Source organism: Streptomyces sp. NPDC037083, assembly GCF_055606485.1.
In genome coordinates, this window is record NZ_JBVJSQ010000002.1 from 439,237 (window position 1) to 461,324 (window position 22,088).

A 22,088-nucleotide genomic window follows, 5' to 3' on the forward strand; every position below is an offset into this window, starting at 1 on the left:
GCACGGGGGCGGTCGCCCTCCTGCGTCGCCGGACGCAGCGAGGGGGCGCAGGCGGCATGAGCGCATGGTCGACCCGAAACGCGCATTCTGGCGATCTGCCGGGAATCACAGGGCTGTTGACGGAGACATGCGAGGGCACCGAGGTGTTGCCTACGGCCCTGCTGACCGAGTCGATCGCCGTGGACCTGGTCCGCGTGGCGGAATCGGACGGCGAGATCGTGGGATGCGCCGTGGCGGAGAAGCCCTCACCGAACCACGTCCGCCTGTCGGTGATCGCCGTCCGCGCCGACCTGCGCCGCCAGGGTGTGGCTCTTCGTCTCCTGGACGAGCTGTCGCAGCGGATCTCACAACTCCCCGGCCCCGCACCGCTGTTCTCGGCCGTGGTCGACACCGCGGAGCCGGCCCCGTCGAAGCTCCTGCTGAGGAGCGGCTTCATCGGCACGCGTGTCATGCACACCAGCCGGGATCCCGACGGCATCTGCCTTCACTACCAGCACAAGAGCCGCGTCGAGTACATCGACCCCGACACGCGCTACCTGGTGCCCTTACGGGCACGGACACAGCTGATCGAGTCTCTCGCGCCCCGGGATCAGGCCGTGACCGCCCTGGTGTCCTTGCGAGGAGAACCGGCGGTGGAAGTCACCCGCTTCGAACAGGACGACCCCGCGACCCTTCAGTCCGGTGAGGCTGCGGCAGGCATAGCCTTCTCCGGCGCGATCCTGGCGGCCATCACCTTCCTCCTCGGCTTCGCCTTCACCTCGACGCGCTTCCCCGACGACGTGCGTCTTCTGCTGATCGGCGCGACGTTCAGCACCGTGCTGTCCCTGATCGTCTACGCCAGCGCCTCGGGAGAACTGGCGCGCATCCACTCGAACACGTTCGGGAAGATCATGAAGTACGGCAACATCCTCTCCGAATACGGTGGTGTGCTGCCCTTCCTCATCTCCCTGCCCGTGACCTACGCCCAGGCCAGTGGAGATCCGAAGACGACCATGGTGCTCGCCGCACTGCTGAGCGCGGGCCTCGCCTGGTACGAGTGGTCCGAGTTCTCCATCGCCCACCGGTTCCGCAAGAGCCCGGCCGAGATCGTCCTCATGGCGTTCACGGCGGCCTCGCCGCTCATCGGCGCGGCAGTCGTCGCGACGAAGACCACCAGCTGGCCGTGGACGGCCGCGCTGGCCTGCGTCCTGGCTGCCAGGACCTGGCTGTATCTCTACCGGCGAGGGCCCGAGGCGGGGACGGCCGGACGCAGGCAGTGGCAGATCCGGGAGTGAGCAGCGTGACTACTCGGCGGCGCGGAGCAGAGCGGCGGCCTCGGCGGCACATCCCCAGGACAGGGTCAGCCCGGCACCGCCGTGCCCGTAGTTGTGCAGCAGCAGCGTGCCGTCACGGTGCTCCGTCTCCAGCCGGACCTCGGGCCGGACCGGCCTGAGCCCCACACGGTGTCCGACCACCCGTGCGCCTGCCAGAGAAGGCTCGACCTCCACGCAGCGCCGGACGATGTCCCGGGCGGCCGCCGGGTCAGGGCGCAGGTCCCAGCTCCCCCAGTCCGAGGTGCCGCCCAGGACCACCACGTCGGACTGGGGATAGATGTAGGTGAGCTCCTCGGCGTCGGGGGTGTCGTCGCAGAAGAAGGTCTGGATGCCCGGATTCTCGACGATGACGAGCTGGCCTCGCACGGCCTGGACGGACGAGTCCTCGACCAGGGCGCGCGAGCCCGTTCCCGTGCAGTTCACGACGACGGACGCCTCCGCCAGTGCCTCATCGAGCGAGGCGTGGCGGTGCCGGCGGAGCCGGCCGCCGGACGCGGTCAACCGGTCGACGAGATAGGCCAGGTACGCGGGCATGTCGACGACGGGGGCACGGTAGCGCCATCCCTCGGCGTAACCCGGTCGCAGGTCGTCCGGATCGCACGGCCGGGCGTCCACCGAGGGGGCCCAGGCCGGCACGTCCCGCGGCACACGCGATTCGTGCGTGCCCTCGACGAGGCGGACGCCCGTTCGGGCATCGGTGCCGAGCTCCAGGAGGACCCGGAGGGTTTCCCGGCTCCAGCGCTCCACCAGGTCGGCGGGTTCGGCCAGGAACGGATCCCAGGAGGCGCCCGCGGCGGCCGAGGTCGTGTCGGCGGGGAGCAGTTCGGCGTCCACCCGCACCTCCCGGCCCGCTTCCGCGAGACGGACCGCCGTGGTGAGTCCGATCACGCCGGCGCCGATCACTACCGCTGGTGCCGGCACGTCGTCTCCTCGGGTCGAGACCGCGGTCCCCGCATTCGCCGCGTCCGTGGAACGGCAGTCTAGCCGCGGCCGCCGCCTTCGCCGGAAAGGCCGAACCGCCGTACATACCCCCGCTGCCAAGGCGTCTCCACCGCTCTGCGGTGATAGTGGTCGCGGACGAAGCGCACTGCCTCCTCGGGAGGTACGCCGTCCAGTACGGCCAGGCAGGCCAGGGCGGTTCCGGTGCGGCCGCGGCCTCCGGCGCAGGCGATCTCCACGCGTTCGTCGGCCGCGCGGCGCCAGGCATCGGCGAGGGCCTCTCGGGCGTCTCGGCGGTCGGCGGGGAGGCGGAAGTCGGGCCAGCGGACCCAGCGTGACTCCCAGGGCGCCCGCGGGGGGCGTGCGCCGAGGAGGTAGAGGCCGTAGGCCGGGGCGGGCGCCGCCGGGTCCAGCGGGCGGCGCAGCCCGCGGCCGCGGACCAGCCGCCCGGACGGCAGTTCGAGCACTCCGGGGTCGCCGGCCCGCCAGGCCCATGCGTCGTTCTCCATCACCTCATTCGAACGCGGTCGCGGAATCCGGGCAACCGATTCCGTCCGACCGGTGGTCTGGAGGGCGAGGAGGGTGCTTGATGCAGGCCGAACAAGAGGACCGGTTCCAGGAGTTCGTCAGAGCCCGGTGGTCCAGGCTCGTGCGGACCGCGTATCTGCTCACGGGAGACGTCCACCACGCGGAGGACCTGACGCAGACCGCGCTGGCCAAGGCGTACCGGTCGTGGCGACGGATATCGCGCAGCGACAACCCGGAGGCGTATGTGCGCCGGATGCTGGTCAGTTGCAACAGCGACCGGTTCCGCAAGCGGCGGGTCGTCGAGGCGCTGACCGCGGCGCCGCCCGAGCGGGCGGGACGCGACGAGGGCGCCGGACGAGTGGAGGAGCGGGGCTCGCTGATGGCCGGGCTCGCCCAACTGCCGCCGAAGCAGAGGGCGGTGGTGGTGCTCCGGTACTGGGAGGACCTGTCCGAGGCGGAGGTGGCCGAGGTGCTCGGCTGCTCGCCGGGCACGGTCAAGAGCCAGGCGTCGAAGGGACTCGCGAAGTTGCGCATGCAGCCGGGGCTGGCCGCCAGTCGCACGACCTCCGGCAGTCGGGAACAGGCGCGGGCGCAGGGAGGCACCAGATGAACGAGTGGGACGACCCGAGGGAGTTGGAGGAGCGGATGCGTGAACTGCTCGCGGAGGACGCGTACACGGTCCGGCCCTCGCCGGTGCCTTATCCGGCGATCAGGCGGCAGGGACTGGCCGAGCGGCGGCGGCGCGTGGCGGTGACCGGGGCGGCGCTGATGGCGCTGGCCGCGGTGCCGGTGGGGGCGTACGCCGTCAACGGGGGGAACGGCGGGGGGACCGACACGGCGGCGCCGCAGCCGTCGGTCAGCGCCGCGCGCAGTCCGGCCGGGAGCCTGCCGGTGACCCCGGGCGGCACGGCGGCCGGGCCCGCGCGGCCCGCCACGAAAGGGCAGTTGCTCGACGGGATCACCTTCGCGCAGGCGGCCGACGGGCTGGAGAAGTGCCTGGACGCCGAGGGCGGGCCGCCCGGGAGCGCGGCGGATCTGGGCAAGGCCGAGGACTACCGGATCATTTTGGCGATCAGGAGCACCGGAGACTCCAACGACCCCGGCGACGGCATGTACGTCACCGCGGTCACGAAGCAGCCCGCGGGCCGCTGGGTGCTCTGCTCCCTCAAGGACGGTGTGGCCTCGGGCATCAGCGCCGGCTCTATCGACTCCGGGGTGCCGGGCGCGGGTCCGGTCGTGGTCGACGCCAACGGCGGCCGGCTGTATCAGCAGTCGTTCATCGACAAGGGAAACTGGAAGCTGCCGTTCCGCTGGGGGGTCGTCGGCACGGTCGAGCCGTCCGTCGCCAAGGTGACCGTCTCGTACGGGGACAGCAGCGCGACGGCCGCCCTGGACCACGGTTGGTTCGTCGCTGCGGGCGTCCTGAACCGGCAGGTCACCCTCGCCCCGCACATCAAGGGCTACGACAAGGGGGGCAAGCTCGTCTACGACTCCGACACGGACAGCACCTACGAGCGGACGCTGCCGTAGGCCGCAGCGGAAGCCGCCCCGGGAGCTCACCTCCTCCCCGGCGGCACCGGCCCCGGGGAGGGACGGGGAGCGTCAGGACGGCGTCCCCGCGGCGGCCAGCAGGCGCGTCACGTCGTCCGCGCAGATCGTCAGGGCCGCGCCGACCGTCGCGAGGACCTCCCGCTCGGCCGGGGTGTACGGGCCGTCGGCCAGGGCGATGCGGGCGCCCTGCAGCAGGATCGATTCGCGGCCGACCGCGGCGAGGTGAGGGGCGAGCGGGTCGAGGGCCTCGTGGAGCTCTATGGCGAGTCCGGGGCCGTAGGGCTCGCCGCAGCTGCGGCCGGTGTCGGAGGCGAGGGCGTCGACGAGCGCGGCGAGCTGGCCCTCCGTGCAGTCGGTGAAGCCGGCCGCGCGCACCGCGCCCGCGGCCGCCTCCAGGGACGTCCGGGAGCAGGCGCCGCCGGCGGACAGGACCGCGAGGGCGACGGTGTGGACGGCGTCGCGCAGCATCGCCGAGAAGCGCACGGTGGTGGGGTGGTCGAGGACGTCGGTGCCGTAGTGGCGGCGGCAGGCGGCGCACTCCACGACCGGGCCGGTCTCGCCGCGCGGCACGAGCGGCACGCCGAGGACGGTGAAGCGGCGCTGTCCGGTCAGCCGCAGGTAGTTGCGGTCTCCGCCGCAGCCGGGGCAGAAGAACTCGCCGTCGCCCATGGGCGTCCACGCGGTGCGGGTGCCCAGGATGCGGGCACACCTGGTGACACGGCCGTCTCGTCCCCGTCCTGGCAGCACGTCGCACCTCCGTAACCCCGCGGCAACATCGCCACGTCTGCGTGATGTTAGCCACAGGGAAGAGGTGTAGTCAGCACCCAGGACGAGACCTTTCCGTGACCTCCACGCGCCGGTGGCCGAAAACAAAGGGGCCCTGCTCGCCGTATACGACGAGCAGGGCTCCTAAACCACCGGTCAGGCGGGTCAGCGGGTCGCGCGGTTGACGGCCGAGACGACCGCCTTCAGCGACGCACGCGTCGTGTTCGCGTCGATGCCGATGCCCCACAGGACCTTGTCGTCGATCGCGCACTCGATGTACGAGGCGGCCTGCGCGGACGCGCCCTCGCTCATCGTGTGCTCCTGGTAGTCCAGCAGGCGTACGTCGATGCCGATGGACTGCAGGGCGTCGAAGAAGGCCGAGATCGGACCGTTGCCGGTGCCGGTCAGGACCGTGTCCTCGCCGTCGACGGTCGCCTCGACGGTCAGGGTGTCCACGCCGTCCGTGTCGGTCGTCGACTGGCCGGTGCGAACCTGGATGCGGCCCCAGGGGTTCTCCGGGTTCGGCAGGTACTCGTCCTGGAAGACCGACCAGATGTCGCCGCCGGTGACCTCGCCGCCCTCGGCGTCCGTCTTGGCCTGGATGAGCTTGGAGAACTCGATCTGCATCCGGCGCGGCAGGTCCAGCTTGTGGTCGTTCTTCAGGACGTAGGCGATACCGCCCTTGCCGGACTGCGAGTTGACGCGGATGACGGCCTCGTAGGAACGGCCGACGTCCTTGGGGTCGATCGGCAGGTACGGGACCGCCCACTCGATGTCGTCGACGGTGACGCCCTTCGCGGCCGCGTCGGCCTCCATGGCGTCGAAGCCCTTCTTGATGGCGTCCTGGTGGGAGCCGGAGAAGGACGTGTAGACCAGGTCGCCCACGTACGGGTGGCGCGGGTGGACCTCCATCTGGTTGCAGTACTCCCACGTACGACGGATCTCGTCGATGTCGGAGAAGTCGATCTGCGGGTCGACGCCCTGCGAGAACAGGTTCATGCCCAGGGTGACCAGGTCGACGTTGCCGGTGCGCTCGCCCTGGCCGAACAGACAGCCCTCGACGCGGTCGGCGCCGGCCATCAGCGCCAGCTCGGCGGCGGCGACGGCGGTGCCGCGGTCGTTGTGCGGATGGACGGAGACGCAGACGTGCTCACGGCGGGAGAGGTTGCGGCTCATCCACTCGAAGCGGTCGGCGTGGGTGGACGGCGTGGAGCGCTCGACGGTGGCCGGCAGATTCAGGATGATCTCGCGGCCCGGGCCGGGCTGGTAGACGTCCATCACCGCCTCGCAGACCTCCAGCGCGAAGTCCAGCTCGGTGTCGGTGAAGATCTCGGGGCTGTACTGGTAGCCGAACTCGGTCTCCGGGCCCAGCAGCTTCTCCGCGTACTCCATGACCAGGCGGGTGCCGTCGACGGCGATCTGCTTGATGTCGTCCTTGGACCCGCGGAAGACCACCCGACGGAAGACGGGGGCGGTGGCGTTGTACAGGTGGACGGTCGCCCGCCGGGCGCCCTTCAGGGACTCCACGGTCCGCTCGATCAGGTCCTCGCGGGCCTGGGTCAGCACGGAGATGGTGACGTCGTCCGGGATCGCGCCCTCTTCCTCGATGATGGAGCGCACGAAGTCGAAGTCGGTCTGGCCGGAGGCCGGGAAACCGACCTCGATCTCCTTGTAGCCCATCTTGACCAGTTGGTCGAACATCCGGCGCTTGCGCTCGGGCGACATGGGGTCGATCAGGGCCTGGTTGCCGTCGCGCAGGTCGGTGGAGAGCCAGCGGGGGGCGGCGGTGATCCGGTTGTTCGGCCAGGTGCGGTCGGGGATGTCGACCTGGTCGTACTGACCGTACTTGTGGATCGGCATCTGGCTGGGCTGCTGGCGGTTCGCCATGGGGCGTTGGCTCCTCGGGGTGACCGGAGGGTGTCCGGACGGAAGGACGGCCGACGCGCAACACCAAGCTCCGCGGGGAGGGGGTCGGCCTCGACTACAGGCCCTCGCCGCGGCAGCTAAGGAGAAGCAGCCCGAAACGCATAGTGCTCCGCAGCCTAGCCGAGCCGCTTCCGTCGCGCGGGTTCGTATCAGTATGCGGGACCGTCGGGCGCAACCCCAGGAAAACGGACGAAACGTGCGCTATACCACTCACAGCCATGGATCTGCCGCGTTTGTCACCGTTTTTCACCGATCATGGTTGCCGATGGTGACAGTGGAGTGACGCAGTGCAAGGGTGCCGGACATGACGACTCACGGGGGCTTCGAGCCCGTCTTCTGCACCGTCGTACCGCCGCACGTCCTCGACAGGCTGGCGCGCAACGACGACCCCGCACTGTCCGGTCCCGCCCGGCGCACCCTGCTGCGCGACAGCGAGCTGCGCGCCCTCCGCCGGGTGACCACCGAGTTCCGCCTGGCCGCCGCGCCGACCACGAAGGCGCCCTCCGACCAGCCGCTGCGGACGATCTACGACTGCGGGCACGGCACCGACCTGCCCGGCGACAAGGTTCGCTCCGAAGGCCAGGACCCCGGCCGGGACGCCACCGTCAACCGCGCCTACTCGGGGCTCGGCGCCACCTTCGACCTCTACCTCAAGGCGTACCGGCGCCACTCCATCGACGGCGACGGCCTGCCCCTGGACGCCAGCGTCCACTACGACGAGGGCTACAACAACGCCTTCTGGAACGGCGAGCAGATGGTGTTCGGCGACGGCGACGGCGAGATCTTCGTCGACTTCACCAACTCCATCGACGTGATCGGGCACGAACTCACCCACGGCGTCACCCAGTACACGGCGAACCTCACGTACTACGGGCAGCCGGGCGCCCTCAACGAGTCGATGTCCGACGTGTTCGGCTCGCTCATCAAGCAGTACTCGCTCGGCCAGACCGCCGCCGAGGCCGACTGGCTGATCGGCGCGGGCCTGCTCGCCCCGGACGTCACCGGCAGCGCCCTGCGCTCGATGAAGGCCCCGGGCACCGCGTACGACGACGACGTCCTCGGCAAGGACCCGCAGCCCTCGACCATGGACGACTACGTCCGCACCGGCCGCGACAACGGCGGCGTCCACATCAACTCGGGCATCCCGAACCACGCGTTCTACCTGGTCGCCACGGCCCTCGGCGGCTACGCCTGGGAGAAGGCGGGGCAGATCTGGTACGACGTCCTGACCGGTGGCGAGCTCAAGGAGGGGGCCTTCTTCACCGACTTCGCGGGGCTCACCGCGAAGGCCGCGCGTGAGCGGTTCGGCGACGGCGGTGACGAGTTCCAGGCCGTCGAGAAGGCGTGGGAGCGGGTCGGGGTGCGGATCCTGTAGTTCCGTACTACACAGAGACCCATGCGTATTCAGGTGAGGCGCACGGGCGGGTTCGCGGGCATCGAGCGGCAGGCCGAGGTGGACACCACGGGGCGGCTCGATGCCGGCGAGTGGCACGCCCTGGCCGAGCGGGCGGTCGCCGACGGCCAGGGCGCGCCCCCGCCGGGGGTTCCGGACGGGTTCGCCTACGAGATCACGGTGGACGACAGGACGGTCTACACGGCCGACCCCCGGCTCACCCCGGACCAGCGCGAGCTGGTCTCGCGGGTGCTCAAGGAAGGGGCGTGACCGGTCGTTCACGTCGGTTCGAACGGCCGGTTCACGTCGGGGCGTTGACTTCCTTACCCATCGGTAAGGATGATCCCGCCCATGGCGAACGATCCGCGTGCCGCGGCCCACCCGATCCCCCAGTTCCCGGCAGACTTCCTGTGGGGCGTGTCCACCTCCGCCCATCAGATCGAAGGCGCGGTCGACGAGCGCGAGCCGTCCGTGTGGGACGCCTTCACGGCCGAGCCGGGGCGGGTGAAGGACGGTTCGACGGCGGTGGTGGCCTGCGACCACTACCACCGCCACGGCGAGGACGTCGCCCTCCTGTCGGGCCTCGGGGTGGACGCGTACCGCTTCTCGGTCTCCTGGCCGAGGGTGAACTCCCCGGGCGGCCTCGACTTCTACGACCGCCTCGCCGACGAGCTGCTGACGGCGGGCGTGCGCCCGGTCCCCACCCTCTTCCACTGGGATCTCCCGGCGAACCTGGACTGGCTGGAGCGGGACACGGCGTCCCGGTTCGCGGAGTACGCGTCGGTGGTCGTGGACCGGCTCGGCGACCGCGTCAAGAAGTGGATCACCCTCAACGAGCCCGCCGAGCACACCCTGCTGGGCCACGCGCTCGGCACCCACGCACCGGGCAGGCAGCTGCTCTTCGACGCGCTTCCGGTGGCCCACCACCAGCTCCTGGCCCACGGCCTGGCCGTCCGGGCCCTGCGCGCGGCCGGCGCCACCGACATCGGCATCGCCAACTCCCACGGCCCGACCTGGCCCGCGTCCCGGGAACCGGCCGATCTGGAGGCGGCGGCCTTCTACGACGTCCTGCTGAACCGCCTGTTCGCCGAGCCGCTGCTGCTGGGCGAGTACCCGGAGGGCCTCGGCGAGCTGATGCCGGGTGACGTCGCCGCCGACCTGAAAATCATCGGCGAGCCGCTCGACTGGTACGGGATCAACTACTACGCCCCGACGAGGGTGGGCGCGCCGCAGGGCACGGAGATCGAGTTCGGCGGGATCACCATGCCGGCCGAACTGCCCTTCTCCGTGCGGGAGATCGAGGGCGTCCCGGTGACGGACTTCGGCTGGCCCGTGGTCCCCGAGGGCCTGACCGAACTCCTGACGACCTTCCGGGACCGCTACGGCGACCGCCTCCCGCCGGTCGTCATCACCGAGAACGGCTGCTCCTACGAGGGCCTCGACGACCAGGCCCGCATCGCCTTCCTGGACGGCCACGTGCGCGCCCTGCACAAGGCTGTGGAGGCCGGTGTCGACGTGCGCGGCTACTTCGTGTGGTCGCTGCTGGACAACTTCGAGTGGGCGGAGGGGTACGCGCGCCGCTTCGGCCTGGTCCACGTCGACTTCGCGACGCAGGAGCGGACCCCGAAGGCGTCGTACGCCTGGCTGCGGGACGTCCTGCGGGCGCAGAGATCGCAGGGACGGGGATGACCACGGCGGGCAGCGCCCCGGCGACCGCGCTGGCCGAGCCCGTGCAGCGGGTGGGCGGGGGCTGGACGTCGGCCCTGTCGCTGGCCAACGGGGCGATCTGGGTGGGCTGGTACGGCCCGCTGCAGATCCTGCTGGCCTCCCAGGCGGAGGACTTCGCAGCCGGCTCGGGCATGTCGAAGGAGACGATGCTGGCCTGGGTGACGGGCGCGGGCGCGGTGGTCTCGCTGGCCGCCAACCCGTTCTTCGGCGCGCTGTCGGACCGCACGGTGTCCCGCCGGGGCCGGCGGACGCCGTGGATCGTGGCCGGGACGGCGGGCGGCGCGCTGTCGCTGCTGCTGCTCGCGGGCGCGGGCGGGGTCTGGACGATGGCGCTGGGCTGGTGCCTGGTCCAGCTGACCCTGAACGCGGCCTTCGCGGCGGTGACCGCGGCCGTCCCCGACCAGGTGCCCCGGCTGCAACGCGGCTCGGTGGGCGGCTGGTTGGGGGCCGCGCAGATCCTGGGCGTGGTCGGCGGCACCTGGCTGGCGACGGCCGCCGGGGGCGTCGGCGCGGGATACGCGGCGTGCGCGCTGTTCACGGCGGTGGGCGTGCTGCCGTACGTCCTGCGGTACGAGGATCCGCGGCTGGCTGAGGCGGACCGGCCTGCCTGGTCCTGGCGGGGCTTCGCGGCCGGCTTCTGGCTGAGTCCGCGCACGTACCCCGACCTGGGGTGGGCCTGGCTGACCCGCTTCCTGATGAACCTGAGCAATGCGCTGGTGCTGCTGTACCTGCTGTACTACCTGCGCGACCGGCTGCACCACGCCGACCCCGACGAGGGCGTGCTGATCCTGACGGCGGTCAACGGGCTGACGCTGCTCGCCACGGTCGTCGTCGGCGGCGTCTGGTCGGACCGGGTCGGCCGGCGCAAGCCGTTCGTGATCTGGTCGGGCGTGCTGATGGCGGTGGCGACGGCGGGGCTCGCGGCCTGGCAGACCTGGCCGGGGGCGATCGTCGCGGCGGCGGTGCTGGGCGTCGGCTTCGGCGTGTTCACGTCGGTCGACTTCGCGCTGATGACGGACGTCCTGCCGAAGGCCGCGGACCGGGGCAAGGACCTCGGCGTCATCAACGTCGCCAACTCCCTCCCCCAGGTCGCGGCCCCCGTACTGGCCGCGCCGATCGTGACGTACCTGGGCGGCTACCGGGTGCTGTACCTGGTGGCCGCCGCGGTCGGCCTGGCGGGAGCGGTGCTGGTGGGACGGATCAGGGGGGTGGACTAGAGCCCGGCCGGTCAGAGGGCTCCGGCCGCGCGGGCCGCGTACACGCTGGGGTACAGCGGGCGGTAGCCGAGCTCACGGCGGATGCGGTCGGTGGACGTCACCTGGAAGAACGGGTCGGGATCGGTGCGCTCGTAGAGTTCGGCCGGCACGTCGACCCCGTTGAGCTGGTGCAGCTCGACCGCCGTGACGGGGGCGTCGTCGGCGATGTTGTAGATCCGGCCGGCGATGCCCGGCGCGTGCAGGATCCGCAGCAGGCCCTGCGCGACGTCGGCGTGGTGCCCCATCTGCAGCCGTTGGGTCGCCGCCCACCGCCCGGCCCACGTCAGCGACTGGGCGAGGTGCGGGTCGCCCTCGCCGTAGACGAAGGGCAGCCGGGCGACGCCCACGTCCAGGCCCTCCATGGCGAGCAGCCGGCGCTCGGCCTCCGCCTTCGACTCGGGGTAGGCGCCCCACATCGCGCCGCCGGGCCGGGTCTCGTCCTCCTCGGTGAGCGGGCGACCGCGCCCGCGGCCGTACACCAGCCCTGTGCTGACCTGCACGAAGCGCCGGACGCCGGAGGCCAGCGCGGCGCGGCCCAGTTCGACGGCCGCGTCCCGGTTGACGGCCCGTGCCTCGTCGTCCGGGACGCCGCGGAAGGCCGCCGCGACGTTCACCACCGCGTCCACCCCGGCGACCGCCTTGCTGAGCGCCTCCGCGTCCCGCAGGTCGCCGGTCACGATCTCGGCGCCGAGCTCGGCGAACCGCTCCGCGCGGGCCGCGTCGCGCACCAGGATCCGCACCTTCTCCCCCGGCCGGGTCTGCGCCAGCAGCCTCGGCACGAACCGTCGGCCGACCTGTCCCGTCGTACCCGTCACCAGTGTCAGCATCGTCATCCGCTCCTCTCGGTCTGGTGCCACCAGCCTCGGACGGAGCGGGCGGGCCCGGGAGAGACCCGTCGATCAGGGGACCGGCGGTCCCTGGATAAGACGGGCGGTCTGCCGCAGCCTGGAGAGGTGAACCGAACCGAACTCGCCGACTTCCTGCGGCGCGGCCGTGCCCGTCTGACCCCGTCGGCCGTGGGCCTGACAGCGGGTCCCCGTCGCCGCACACCCGGCCTGCGCCGTGAGGAGGTGGCGCAGCTGGCCGGAATGTCGGTCGACTACTACACGCGCCTGGAACAGCGCCGTGGCCCGCACCCGTCCCGCCAGATGCTGGCGGCGCTGGCCCGCGCGCTGCGGCTCACCGACGTCGAGCGCGACCACCTGTTCCACCTGGCCGGCGAGGAGCCCCCGCGCCGCGAGACGGCGTCGACGCACGTCCCGCCCGGTCTGCTGCTGATCCTGGACCGTCTGCACGACACACCGGCGCAGGTGGTGACCGACTGCGGCGAGGTCCTGGCCCAGAACGCGATGGCCAGGGCGCTGACCCTCGACGTGATGTCCCGCCCCCGGCGCGAGCGCAATCTGCTGCGCCGCTACTTCCTGGACCCGGAGGCCCGGGCGCTGTTCCCGGAGGAGGACCGGGCCGACCATGCCCGTGTCCACGTGGCCAATCTGCGCGCGGTGGCCGCCGCCCGCCCCGACGATCCGGAACCCGCCGCGCTGGTGGCCGAACTCCGCGCGGGCAGCGAGGAGTTCGCCCGCCTGTGGGACGAGCACGAGGTGTCCCTGCGCCACCAGGCGACGAAACGCTTCCTGCACCCGCTGGTCGGCCTGCTGGAGCTGGACTGCGAGGTCATGCTCAGCCACGAGCACCACCAGCTCCTGGTCGTCCACACGGCCCGCCCGGGCACGGAGGCCTACGACCGGCTCCGGCTGCTGCGCGTGGTGGGACTCCAGGACATGTCCCCGCAGGCCGTCTAGGAGCGTTCGGCGGCTTCAGAAACCGAGCTTGCGCAGCTGCTTGGGGTCGCGCTGCCAGTCCTTCGCGACCTTCACGTGCAGGTCCAGGAAGACCGGCGTGCCCAGCAGGGCCTCGATCTGCTTGCGGGACTTGATGCCGACGTCCTTCAGGCGCTTGCCCTTGGGGCCGATGATGATGCCCTTCTGGCTGGGGCGCTCGATGTAGATGTTGGCGTGGATGTCCAGGAGCGGCTTGTCGGCGGGGCGGTCCTCGCGCGGGAGCATCTCCTCGACGACGACCGCGATGGAGTGCGGCAGCTCGTCGCGGACGCCCTCCAGCGCCGCCTCACGGATCAGCTCGGCCACCATCACCTGCTCGGGCTCGTCCGTCAGGTCGCCCTCGGGGTAGAGCGGCGGGCTGTCCGGCAGCATCGGGATCAGCAGGTCGGCCAGCAGCTCGACCTGCTGGCCGGCGACCGCCGAGACCGGCACGATCTGCGCCCACTCGAAGCCGAGCTCCTTGCCGAGCTGGTCGATGGCGATGAGCTGCTCGGCGAGAGCCTTGGAGTCCACGAGGTCCGTCTTGGTGACGACCGCGATCTTCGGCGTGCGCTTGATCCCGGCGAGCTCCTTGGCGATGAACCGGTCGCCGGGGCCCAGCTTCTCGTTGGCCGGCAGGCAGAAGCCGATGACGTCGACCTCGGCCCAGGTGGTGCGCACGACGTCGTTCAGCCGCTCGCCGAGCAGCGTGCGCGGCTTGTGCAGGCCCGGTGTGTCCACCAGGATCAGCTGGGCGTCGGGGCGGTGCACGATGCCGCGGACCGTGTGCCGTGTGGTCTGCGGACGGTTGGAGGTGATCGCCACCTTCTTCCCGACCAGAGCGTTCGTGAGGGTCGACTTGCCCGCGTTGGGGCGGCCCACGAAGCAGGCGAAGCCGGCACGGTGTACGGCCTCGGCGGACTGCTCGGATGACAGGTTACGAACGCTCATGGCCCCCATTCTCCCTGATCCACGAAGCCCCGCCGCACACACGAGCGGCAGGGCCCTCTCCGGTGAGCTCCCGGAAACCTCCACGCAACGAAACGTCACGGAAACACCGCCGTGCACAACACGAAACGCGAGGCGGTGAACCTCTGACGAGCCCCCGCATCGTTGGAGACCCCGTGACTCTGGCCGCCGCCGCCCACGCGAACACCGGCGACACCGCCTGGCTGCTCGCCGCCACCGCCCTCGTCCTGCTGATGACCCCGGGTCTGGCCCTCTTCTACGGCGGCATGGTCCGCACGAAGAGCGTCCTGAACATGCTCATGATGAGCTTCGTGTCGATCGCGCTGGTCACCGTGGTGTGGCTGGCGGCCGGCTACTCCCTCGCCTTCGGCGACGACGTCGCGGGCGGGCTGATCGGCGGCCTGGACCACGTCGGCATGGCGGGTCTGGGCCCGGACAGCGTCCAGGGCACGGTCCCCACCCTCCTCTTCGCCACCTTCCAGCTCACCTTCGCGATCATCACGGCCGCGCTGATCAGCGGCGCGATCGCGGACCGGGCGAAGTTCGGGGCGTGGCTGGTCTTCGTGCCCCTGTGGGCGCTCCTCGTATACGTTCCCGTCACCCACTGGGTCTGGGGCCCGGGCGGCTGGATCCTCAACCGGCTCGGTGCGCTGGACTTCGCCGGAGGCCTCCCGGTCGAGATCACCTCCGGCGCCTCCGGTCTGGCGTTGTGCCTGGTCCTGGGCCCGCGCCTGGGCTTCAAGAAGGACGCGATGCGTCCGCACAACCTGCCCATGGTGATGCTGGGCGCGGGTCTGCTCTGGTTCGGCTGGTTCGGCTTCAACGCCGGCTCGGCCCTGGGCGCGAACGGTCTGGCGGCCGCCGCCTTCCTGAACACCCTCGCCGCCGGCTGCACCGGCCTGCTGGGCTGGCTCTTCGTCGAGCAGCGGCGCGACGGCCACCCGACGACGCTGGGCGCGGCCTCGGGCGCGGTGGCCGGCCTGGTGGCGATCACCCCGTCCTGCGGCTCGGTATCGCTCCTCGGCGCGCTGGTCGTGGGCCTGGCCGCGGGCGTCGTCTGCTCGTACGCGGTGGGCTGGAAGTTCAGGCTGAACTACGACGACTCCCTCGACGTGGTCGGGGTCCACCTGGTCGGCGGCGTCATCGGCACCCTCCTCATCGGCGTCTTCGCCGTGGACACCATGACCGGCGGCGCCGAGGGCCTGCTCTATGGCGGCGGACTCGCCCAGCTCGGCAAACAGCTCGTCGCCGTGGTCGTCGTGGCCGCGTACGCCTTCACCGTGACGTACGGACTCGGCAGGCTGCTCGACAGGGCGATCGGCTTCCGCGCGGACGAGGACCAGGAGCACACCGGCCTGGACCTTACGGTGCACGCCGAGACGGCATACGATCACGGCGTCCTGGGCCATGGCGCCCCGGTCGGCTCGCACTCCGTCCTCTCCGCCCAGAAAGTCAAGCCACAGGCATGAAGCTCATCACCGCGATCGTCAAGCCGTACCGCCTCGACGAGGTCAAGACGGCCCTGCAGGAGCTCGGCGTGCACGGCCTGACCGTGACCGAGGCCAGCGGGTACGGCCGGCAGCGCGGCCACACCGAGGTCTACCGGGGCGCCGAGTACCAGGTCGACCTGGTGCCCAAGGTCCGTATCGAGGTCGTCGTCGACGACGCCGACTCCGAGGCCGTGATCGACGCGATCGTGCGCGCCGCGCAGACCGGGAAGATCGGCGACGGCAAGGTGTGGGCACTGCCGGTCGAGACGGTCGTCCGGGTCCGCACCGGCGAACGGGGCCCGGACGCCCTCTAGCCACCGGCCTCAGGCCTCCTGGCCTCCTGAGCACTGGCCAGTGGCCACTGGTCTCAAGCCCTCTGGCCTCTGGCCTCCGGCCTCTGGCCTCCGGCGGTCTGGCTGACCTCGGGGTGCGGGTGCGGGTTCGGGGTGGCCGGTCGCGGTCCCCGGCGGAACCGCGCGATGCCCCTGCCCCGCGCCCCCCGGGAGTTGCGGCGCAGCCTGAGCAGGAGCCACGCGCCGATCCCGATCACTCCCACCACGACGCACGCCACCAGCCACGGCACCGCCACGAACGACGCGGTCGCCGACTCCTCGGTGTCCCTGGCGCTCGCCGTCAGCCTGACGTCGGCCCGGTCGAACTGGGGGGCCGCGCCCCACCGCTCGGTGAGGCGGACGCGTTGGCCCGGGAGCAGCTGGGAGGGGATCTTCCTCAGGTCCCGGGTCAGCAGCGTGCGGCCGAACAGGCCCCGCGCCGTGAGCCGCACCTTCGGCTCGAGGGTGACGTTCCCCGTGTTGTGCAGGGTGTAGGAGATCGTCGCCGTGCTGTCGCCGAGGCCTGGGATCAGCGGCTGGTGGTGGCTGACGCGGACGTCCTCGACGGCGAGCGCGGGCAGGGTGGGGCCGCCGACCTGGAGATAGACGCGGGCGCCGACCGCACGCTGCACGCCGAGCGCGAGGGAGCCGTCGCCGTCGTCGATCCGTTCGTCGAGGGCGACGATCGCCCCCGGGTGGTCGCCGGGTTCGGCGCCCTCGGGCACCGTGAGGGTGAACGGCACGGTGACGGTCTTGCGGCCGGGCACGGTGACGCGCCCCTGCGGGAGCTTCACCCACGCGCCCACGCCCCGCATCCGCTCGTCGCGCGACTTCACCGCGAACCCGCCGTCGCGCGCGGTGTTGTAGGCGTCGGCGGCGTACAGCCGGAAGGTCAGGGGCGCGTCCGTCTTGTTGGCGACGACGACCTTGTCCTCGATCGTCTGCCCGGGATCGGCGGAGACGTAGAAGTACGGCCGCGCGGCGACGGCCGAGGAGACGGGGTGGACGGACCAGCTGCCGTTGTCGGCGGCCCGGGCGGGCGCGGCGAACGGGAACAGCAGGCCGAGCAGGAACGGCAGGAGGAGGACGTACGGCTTGCGCATGGGTGCGGACCCCCCACGAACGGGCTGCGACGGCTGGGTGGACGGGCGGGTGCGGACCTGTGGGGCGGGCGCCCGGCCACCGGTGGACGTGATGCGTTCGCTCAGGTGAGCGTGAGGGTCAGGACGCCGGAGTAGCTGCCCGCGGGCGTGAACGCCGGTACGTCGAGGGAGAGCCGGGCGCCGGCGGTGAACTCGCCGCCGGTGGCCGTGCCGTCGGGCGTGGACGCCAGGGTCGCTCCCGCGGCGCCGACCGTGCCCGCCGAGCCGGCCTGACAGGTGCTCGGGCTGCCCGCCCTGGTGGAGCAGGAGGGCGTCCAGCTCAGCTTGCCGGCGTCGATCTTGGCGCCGGGGCCGCTGAAGTCGGTCACCTTGCCGGTCAGGGACCAGCCCGCGGGTCCGCCGCGGAAGTCCTTGACGGTGACGCTCTGCAGGGCGCCGGTCGAGGCTCCGCCCTGGCCGAACTCGACCGCGGACAGCTGTACGGCGTCCCCGGCCTGGGACATCGACAGCGTGCCCGCCCGGACCGTGGTGGTCACCTTCTGGCTGCCCGCCGGTACGGGGTGGTCGTCGATCACGACGTACGCGACCGGTCCCGCGCCGCGGTCCGCGCTCCAGGCGCTGCCCTCGTAGGCCACCACACCGGTCGTGGTGAGGTCGCTGACGACGAGCGAGCCGGAGATCTTCCCCTGGGCGTCCGCGGTCACGGTCGCTTTGTCCGCGGTCTGGGCGGACGCGGAGCGCCCGGCCAGCGTCACCGACGCACCCGCCGTGAAGCCGCTGCCGGTGACGGCGACGGCCGCGCCCGGGCTTCCGGAGGCCGAACCCAGCGAGATGGCGCGGGTGTTGGCCGGCGGGTTGTCGGCCGCGGTGACCGTCTCCGACACCGCGGCCGGCGGGTTGGTCACCGTGCAGGGGGTGTCCAGTTCGAGGATGTAGCTGGTGTGGATGTTGTAGTCGCCGGGCGAGAGGGTGATCGCGCCGGGACCGGTGACGGTGAAGGTGCCGGTCATGGAGAACGACGGGAAGACGCCCTTGCCGGGCACCGGGTCGTTCTTCTTCGGCCCGGTGACCGTGACGCTGCCGGTCTGCGCGCCGCCGAGGGTGACCTTGCCGGTCGGCGTCATGATGTCGGCCGGCAGGGCCAGGTCGGTGGGGTTGTTGGCGGCGGGCGTGAGCACCGTGTAGGTGACGGTGACGGTGTCGCCGACCTCGGGAGTGGTGTCGCTCACCGCGATCTTCGCGGTGGTGGTGCCGTCGATCGGCGGGAGGCCCGCGATCGCGGGCGGGATGCAGTGCGTGGGGAAGCTGACGTCGGTCGCGGCGCCGGCGGAGTTCGCCAGCGCGCCGCCCGCGGTGACCGCGAGCGCGGTGACCCCGAGCAGCGATGCCCAGCGCCGTCTTCGGGGAATTCGGGACCTTCGGGGTGAAGCCATGTTTGCCCCCTCCTCCGGGGAGTGCGGACGCAGCGGCTCTTCTGCGCCGACAGGGGGCATTGAGATGCGGATCGCACGAGAAGTCAATGGAGACGGCACGGTCAACTGATGGACCGTCAGCTTTCCGCTCGCGGAAGAACTGACGGTCCGTTGGCTCTGTTCCCGGGAGCTATCAGTCGAACACGAACGGTCCGGGCGACTGGGCCCCGGAGGCCGTACAGGTGACGGTGATCCCGAAGACCACCATCTTCAGGGACCCCTTGTAGAAGTCCAGGCTGTCACCGGAGGCCACGGTCCCGTTGAGCGGACCGACCACGATCGGGGCGCCGGTGGCCATGGCGGGGTTCACGGTGCCGCTGAAGACCCTGGCGGCGCCGGTCGAGTTCGCCATAGTGAGCGTCGAGCTGATGCTGTTCGCGCCGATCGGGATCGGCGCGGTGATCGCGGTGGACGAGAGCGTGAGCGTGGCCGAGGTGCCGCTCTGGGTGGCCGTGAGGGTGGCGGCGCCGCCGCCGAACAGACCGCAGTTCGCGGTGACGTTCGCCGTCGTCGGCGCGACGGCGGCGGCAGAGGGAGCGAACGCCAGCCCGGTGACCGCGAGGGCCCCTGCCAGCAGTGCCGCACCTGATCCGAATCGATTGCCTCTCATGGGGTTTCCGGCTCCTTCCCGGATGTGGGGAGACGGACTGCCGAATCGGGACGGGTGGGTGCGGACACCGGTGCCGGTGGGGGGTGTATCTGACGGTCCGTCGGAACTTACGGTCTCATTGACGCGGGCGGGACAGGGGAACGGCAAGGTTGAATTCCGGCCTAGTTTCGGCTCCTCAGCCGGCGGGGACGGTGAGCCGGACGGTTCCGTCCGGCGAGGCCAGCAGCACCGGCGTCGCCGGGCCGCCGAGATCCCGGACGGCCGCGAGATCGTCCTCGGCGGCACCCTCCGACGACGTCACCACCGCCGCCGCCTCCAGCGACCGCGCGCCGGACGCCACCGCCATCGCCACCGCCGTGCGCAGGGCGCTCAACCGCAGCGACGGCAGATCCACCGTCGCGGCGACATACGTACGTCCCGTCTCGTCCCGTACGGCGGCCCCCTCCGGGACACCGTTGCGGGCCCTCGCCGCACGGGCCAGGGTGACGATCTTGCGGTCCTCGGGGGCGAGCGCGTTGCTGTCGGTCATGCCCTGAGCATACGAAGAACCGGCCCGCTCACCCGGCCACGGGGTACATCGCCCCGCGCCGCCCCGACCTCGGACGACCTGCTGTCGGGCGTCCACACGGTCCTCGCCCCGGACGCGGGCATCGTGCTCGTGGCGGCGGCACCGGCGGGACCAGGGCTGCGGCGCGCCTGAGCCGGTCGGCGGGATGCCGGGGCCGGGGGCCTCACGGCCGGTCGAGGCGCAGCCGGTCGGCGCGTGGCAGACCCGCCACCACCAGGTCGTACGAGTCCTCGATCAGCTCCCTGACCAGCCGGTCGGGGAGCTCGCCGTCGACCGTGACCGTGTTCCAGTGACGCTTGTTCATGTGGTAGCCGGGGGCGATCAGACCCGGGTGGTCGGTGCGCAACCGGACCGCGTCGTCGGGGTCGCACTTGAGGTTGATCTTCAGGGGCCGCTCGTCCGTCCAGCTCAGCGCGAACATCTTGCCCAGCACCTTGAACACCGAGATCTCCGGCCGGAAGGGGAAGTCCTCCGTCGCCGCGTTGAAGGACAGGCAGAAGGCGCGCAGCTCCTCGGGGGTCACTCCGGTTTCGTCTCCTCCTCCGGCGGCTCCACGGGTTCCACCGGCTCGACCAGGACCGTCACGATCTTGTTGCGGCGGCCGGCCGCGGCCTCCGCCGTCAGCCGCAGCTTGCGTCCGTCCGGCAGTTCGACCTCGGACGAGGCACCTGCGATCGGCACCCGGCCCAGAGCCTTGGCGAGGAGGCCGCCGACGGTCTCCACGTCCTCGTCGTCGTACTCCTCCAGGCCGTACAGCTCGCCGAGGTCGGTGATGTCGAGGCGGGCGGTGACCCGGTAGCGGTCGTCGCCCAGCTCCTCCACCGGCGGGAGTTCGCGGTCGTACTCGTCGGTGATCTCGCCGACGATCTCCTCCAGGATGTCCTCGATGGTGACGATGCCGGCCGTGCCGCCGTACTCGTCGATGACCACGGCCACGTGGTTGCGGTCCTGCTGCATCTCGCGCAGCAGGTCGCCGGCGTTCTTGGTGTCGGGCACGAAGGCGGCCGGCCGCATCGCCGTCGACACCAGCTCGCCCTCGGCGTCGCGGCTGATGTGCGTCTTGCGGACCAGGTCCTTCAGGTACACGATCCCGACGATGTCGTCCTCGTTCTCGCCGGTCACGGGTATCCGCGAGAAGCCGGAGCGCAGGGCGAGGGTGAGGGCCTGACGGATGGTCTTGTAGCGCTCGATGACGACGAGGTCGGTCCTCGGGACCATGACCTCCCGTACGAGGGTGTCGCCCAGCTCGAAGACCGAGTGCACCATACGGCGCTCCTCGTCCTCGATCAGCGACTCCTTCTCGGCGAGGTCCACCAGCGCGCGCAGCTCCGCCTCGGAGGCGAAGGGCCCGCGGCGGAAGCCCTTGCCGGGCGTGAGCGCGTTGCCGATGAGGATCAGCAGGGACGGGATCGGCCCCATGATCCTGGCCAGGGGCAGCAGGACGTACGCGGCCGCCGTCGCCGTGTTCAGCGGGTGCTGGCGGCCGATGGTGCGGGGCGACACCCCGACGGCGACGTACGACACCAGCACCATCACGCCGATCGCGGCCAGCAGCGCCGGCGTCGTGCCGTCGATCTGCCGCAGGCACGCGTAGGTGACCAGCGCGGCGGCCGCCATCTCGCACGCCACCCTGACCAGCAGGGCCACGTTGAGGTAGCGGGTCGGGTCGGCGGCGATCTGCGCGAGCTTGGCGCTGCCGCGCCGGCCGGAGCGTACGGCCTCCTCGGCGCGGAAGCTGGAGACCCGCGCGAGGCCCGCCTCCGCGCAGGCGGCGAGCCAGGCGACGACGACCAGGGCGATCGCGCCGGCGACGAGGCCGGGGCTCATGAGACGGTCGGGGCCGGGGAGGGACCGGTCAGGCCCTTCTCCGTGCGCCAGCCGTCCACGATGGCGGCCTGCAGGCCGAACATCTCGGCCTTCTCGTCCGGCTCCTCGTGGTCGTACCCGAGCAGGTGCAGCACCCCGTGGACGGTGAGCAACTGGAGCTCCTCGTCCATGGAGTGCTGCGTCGGCGCTTCCTTGCCCTGCCGCTCGGCGACCTCGGGGCACAGCACGATGTCGCCGAGGAGACCCTGCGGGGGCTCGTCGTCGTCCTTCGACGGCGGACGCAGCTCGTCCATCGGGAAGGACATGACGTCCGTCGGCCCCGGCAGGTCCATCCACTGGATGTGCAGCTGCTCCATGGCGTCGGAGTCCACGACGATCACCGAGAGCTCGGAGAGCGGGTGGATGCGCATCCGTGCGAGCGCGTAGCGGGCGATGTCGAGGATCGCCTGCTCGTCGACCTCGGTTCCGGACTCGTTGTTGACGTCGATCGACATGGTG

General features: G+C 71.6%; 23 protein-coding genes. 10 read left to right on the forward strand and 13 right to left on the reverse strand.

The genetic code is table 11. The features are described from left to right. The first annotated feature begins 116 nt into the window (after positions 1–116). Complete coding sequence (locus ACZ7DE_RS06750) at positions 117–1,274, forward strand: GNAT family N-acetyltransferase (RefSeq protein ID WP_470758639.1); 1,158 nt, start codon at positions 117–119, stop codon at positions 1,272–1,274. A gap of 9 nt (positions 1,275–1,283) precedes the next feature. On the opposite strand, the gene ACZ7DE_RS06755 is transcribed toward ACZ7DE_RS06750, so the two are convergent. After that, the gene (locus tag ACZ7DE_RS06755; protein ID WP_470758640.1) at positions 1,284–2,234 is read right to left on the reverse strand and encodes an FAD-dependent oxidoreductase; all 951 of its coding nucleotides are present in this window, start codon (positions 2,232–2,234) and stop codon (positions 1,284–1,286) included. Between the two features lie 59 nt (positions 2,235–2,293). Next, positions 2,294–2,761 (reverse strand): protein-tyrosine phosphatase family protein, encoded by a 468-nt coding sequence (locus ACZ7DE_RS06760; RefSeq protein ID WP_470758641.1) that lies wholly within the window; start codon positions 2,759–2,761, stop codon positions 2,294–2,296. A gap of 80 nt (positions 2,762–2,841) precedes the next feature. Here ACZ7DE_RS06760 and ACZ7DE_RS06765 point away from each other — a divergent pair, with 80 nt between their 5' ends. Continuing rightward, entirely contained in the window at positions 2,842–3,390 is a 549-nt protein-coding gene (locus ACZ7DE_RS06765; protein WP_470758642.1) for a SigE family RNA polymerase sigma factor, read from the forward strand. After that, complete coding sequence (locus ACZ7DE_RS06770) at positions 3,387–4,310, forward strand: hypothetical protein (protein ID WP_470758643.1); 924 nt, start codon at positions 3,387–3,389, stop codon at positions 4,308–4,310. The genes ACZ7DE_RS06765 and ACZ7DE_RS06770 overlap by 4 nt, the downstream gene beginning before the upstream one ends. Positions 4,311–4,382: 72 nt before the next feature. On the opposite strand, the gene ACZ7DE_RS06775 is transcribed toward ACZ7DE_RS06770, so the two are convergent. Then, positions 4,383–5,078: a tellurite resistance TerB family protein gene (locus ACZ7DE_RS06775; RefSeq protein WP_470758644.1), complete on the reverse strand. Its 696-nt coding sequence runs from the start codon at positions 5,076–5,078 to the stop codon at positions 4,383–4,385. A 183-nt stretch (positions 5,079–5,261) separates the two neighbouring features. Next, a complete protein-coding gene (leuA, locus tag ACZ7DE_RS06780) occupies positions 5,262–6,983 on the reverse strand; it encodes a 2-isopropylmalate synthase (RefSeq protein ID WP_470758645.1) in 1,722 nt (573 codons plus the stop codon). A 343-nt stretch (positions 6,984–7,326) separates the two neighbouring features. Between leuA and ACZ7DE_RS06785 the strand changes: the two genes are divergently transcribed. The 4 genes from ACZ7DE_RS06785 (at position 7,327) to ACZ7DE_RS06800 (ending at position 11,360) form a co-directional block, all read left to right on the forward strand. Beyond that, positions 7,327–8,397: a M4 family metallopeptidase gene (locus ACZ7DE_RS06785; RefSeq protein ID WP_470758646.1), complete on the forward strand. Its 1,071-nt coding sequence runs from the start codon at positions 7,327–7,329 to the stop codon at positions 8,395–8,397. A 21-nt stretch (positions 8,398–8,418) separates the two neighbouring features. Continuing rightward, a complete protein-coding gene (locus tag ACZ7DE_RS06790) occupies positions 8,419–8,685 on the forward strand; it encodes a protealysin inhibitor emfourin (protein ID WP_470758647.1) in 267 nt (88 codons plus the stop codon). An 81-nt stretch (positions 8,686–8,766) separates the two neighbouring features. Next, entirely contained in the window at positions 8,767–10,104 is a 1,338-nt protein-coding gene (locus ACZ7DE_RS06795) for a GH1 family beta-glucosidase (RefSeq protein ID WP_470758648.1), read from the forward strand. Further along, positions 10,101–11,360 carry an MFS transporter gene (locus ACZ7DE_RS06800; RefSeq protein ID WP_470758649.1) on the forward strand — a complete coding sequence of 420 codons (1,260 nt, stop codon included), beginning with the start codon at positions 10,101–10,103 and terminating at the stop codon, positions 11,358–11,360. The genes ACZ7DE_RS06795 and ACZ7DE_RS06800 overlap by 4 nt, the downstream gene beginning before the upstream one ends. Positions 11,361–11,371: 11 nt before the next feature. Here the strand turns inward: ACZ7DE_RS06800 and ACZ7DE_RS06805 are convergent, their stop codons facing one another. Then, positions 11,372–12,226, reverse strand: coding sequence for an NAD-dependent epimerase/dehydratase family protein (locus ACZ7DE_RS06805; RefSeq protein WP_470758989.1), 855 nt, complete (start codon positions 12,224–12,226; stop codon positions 11,372–11,374). 126 nt (positions 12,227–12,352) lie between these two features. Here ACZ7DE_RS06805 and ACZ7DE_RS06810 point away from each other — a divergent pair, with 126 nt between their 5' ends. Beyond that, positions 12,353–13,201, forward strand: coding sequence for a helix-turn-helix transcriptional regulator (locus tag ACZ7DE_RS06810; RefSeq protein WP_470758650.1), 849 nt, complete (start codon positions 12,353–12,355; stop codon positions 13,199–13,201). A 15-nt stretch (positions 13,202–13,216) separates the two neighbouring features. On the opposite strand, the gene era is transcribed toward ACZ7DE_RS06810, so the two are convergent. After that, a complete protein-coding gene (gene era / locus ACZ7DE_RS06815; RefSeq protein ID WP_470758651.1) occupies positions 13,217–14,170 on the reverse strand; it encodes a GTPase Era in 954 nt (317 codons plus the stop codon). A 173-nt stretch (positions 14,171–14,343) separates the two neighbouring features. Between era and ACZ7DE_RS06820 the strand changes: the two genes are divergently transcribed. Further along, on the forward strand, positions 14,344–15,657 hold the full coding sequence (locus tag ACZ7DE_RS06820) for an ammonium transporter (protein WP_470758652.1): 1,314 nt from the start codon (positions 14,344–14,346) through the stop codon (positions 15,655–15,657). Beyond that, positions 15,654–15,992 (forward strand): P-II family nitrogen regulator, encoded by a 339-nt coding sequence (locus ACZ7DE_RS06825; RefSeq protein WP_470758653.1) that lies wholly within the window; start codon positions 15,654–15,656, stop codon positions 15,990–15,992. The genes ACZ7DE_RS06820 and ACZ7DE_RS06825 overlap by 4 nt, the downstream gene beginning before the upstream one ends. Before the next feature lie 53 nt (positions 15,993–16,045). Here the strand turns inward: ACZ7DE_RS06825 and ACZ7DE_RS06830 are convergent, their stop codons facing one another. From ACZ7DE_RS06830 to ybeY, 7 genes are all read right to left on the reverse strand, one after another. Continuing rightward, positions 16,046–17,113: a DUF916 domain-containing protein gene (locus tag ACZ7DE_RS06830; protein ID WP_470758654.1), complete on the reverse strand. Its 1,068-nt coding sequence runs from the start codon at positions 17,111–17,113 to the stop codon at positions 16,046–16,048. 101 nt (positions 17,114–17,214) lie between these two features. Then, a complete protein-coding gene (locus ACZ7DE_RS06835; RefSeq protein WP_470758655.1) occupies positions 17,215–18,546 on the reverse strand; it encodes a beta-xylosidase in 1,332 nt (443 codons plus the stop codon). 172 nt (positions 18,547–18,718) lie between these two features. Next, positions 18,719–19,195 (reverse strand): hypothetical protein, encoded by a 477-nt coding sequence (locus ACZ7DE_RS06840; RefSeq protein ID WP_470758656.1) that lies wholly within the window; start codon positions 19,193–19,195, stop codon positions 18,719–18,721. 175 nt (positions 19,196–19,370) lie between these two features. Further along, positions 19,371–19,724: a cytidine deaminase gene (locus ACZ7DE_RS06845; protein WP_470758657.1), complete on the reverse strand. Its 354-nt coding sequence runs from the start codon at positions 19,722–19,724 to the stop codon at positions 19,371–19,373. Positions 19,725–19,926: 202 nt separating this feature from the next. Next, positions 19,927–20,286, reverse strand: coding sequence for an MmcQ/YjbR family DNA-binding protein (locus tag ACZ7DE_RS06850; RefSeq protein ID WP_470758658.1), 360 nt, complete (start codon positions 20,284–20,286; stop codon positions 19,927–19,929). Then, positions 20,283–21,590, reverse strand: a complete 1,308-nt coding sequence (locus ACZ7DE_RS06855; RefSeq protein ID WP_470758659.1) for a hemolysin family protein — start codon at positions 21,588–21,590, stop codon at positions 20,283–20,285. Before ACZ7DE_RS06855 ends, ACZ7DE_RS06850 begins: the two co-directional genes overlap by 4 nt. Beyond that, complete coding sequence (gene ybeY / locus ACZ7DE_RS06860; protein WP_470758660.1) at positions 21,587–22,084, reverse strand: rRNA maturation RNase YbeY; 498 nt, start codon at positions 22,082–22,084, stop codon at positions 21,587–21,589. Before ybeY ends, ACZ7DE_RS06855 begins: the two co-directional genes overlap by 4 nt. Between the last annotated feature and the right edge of the window lie 4 nt (positions 22,085–22,088).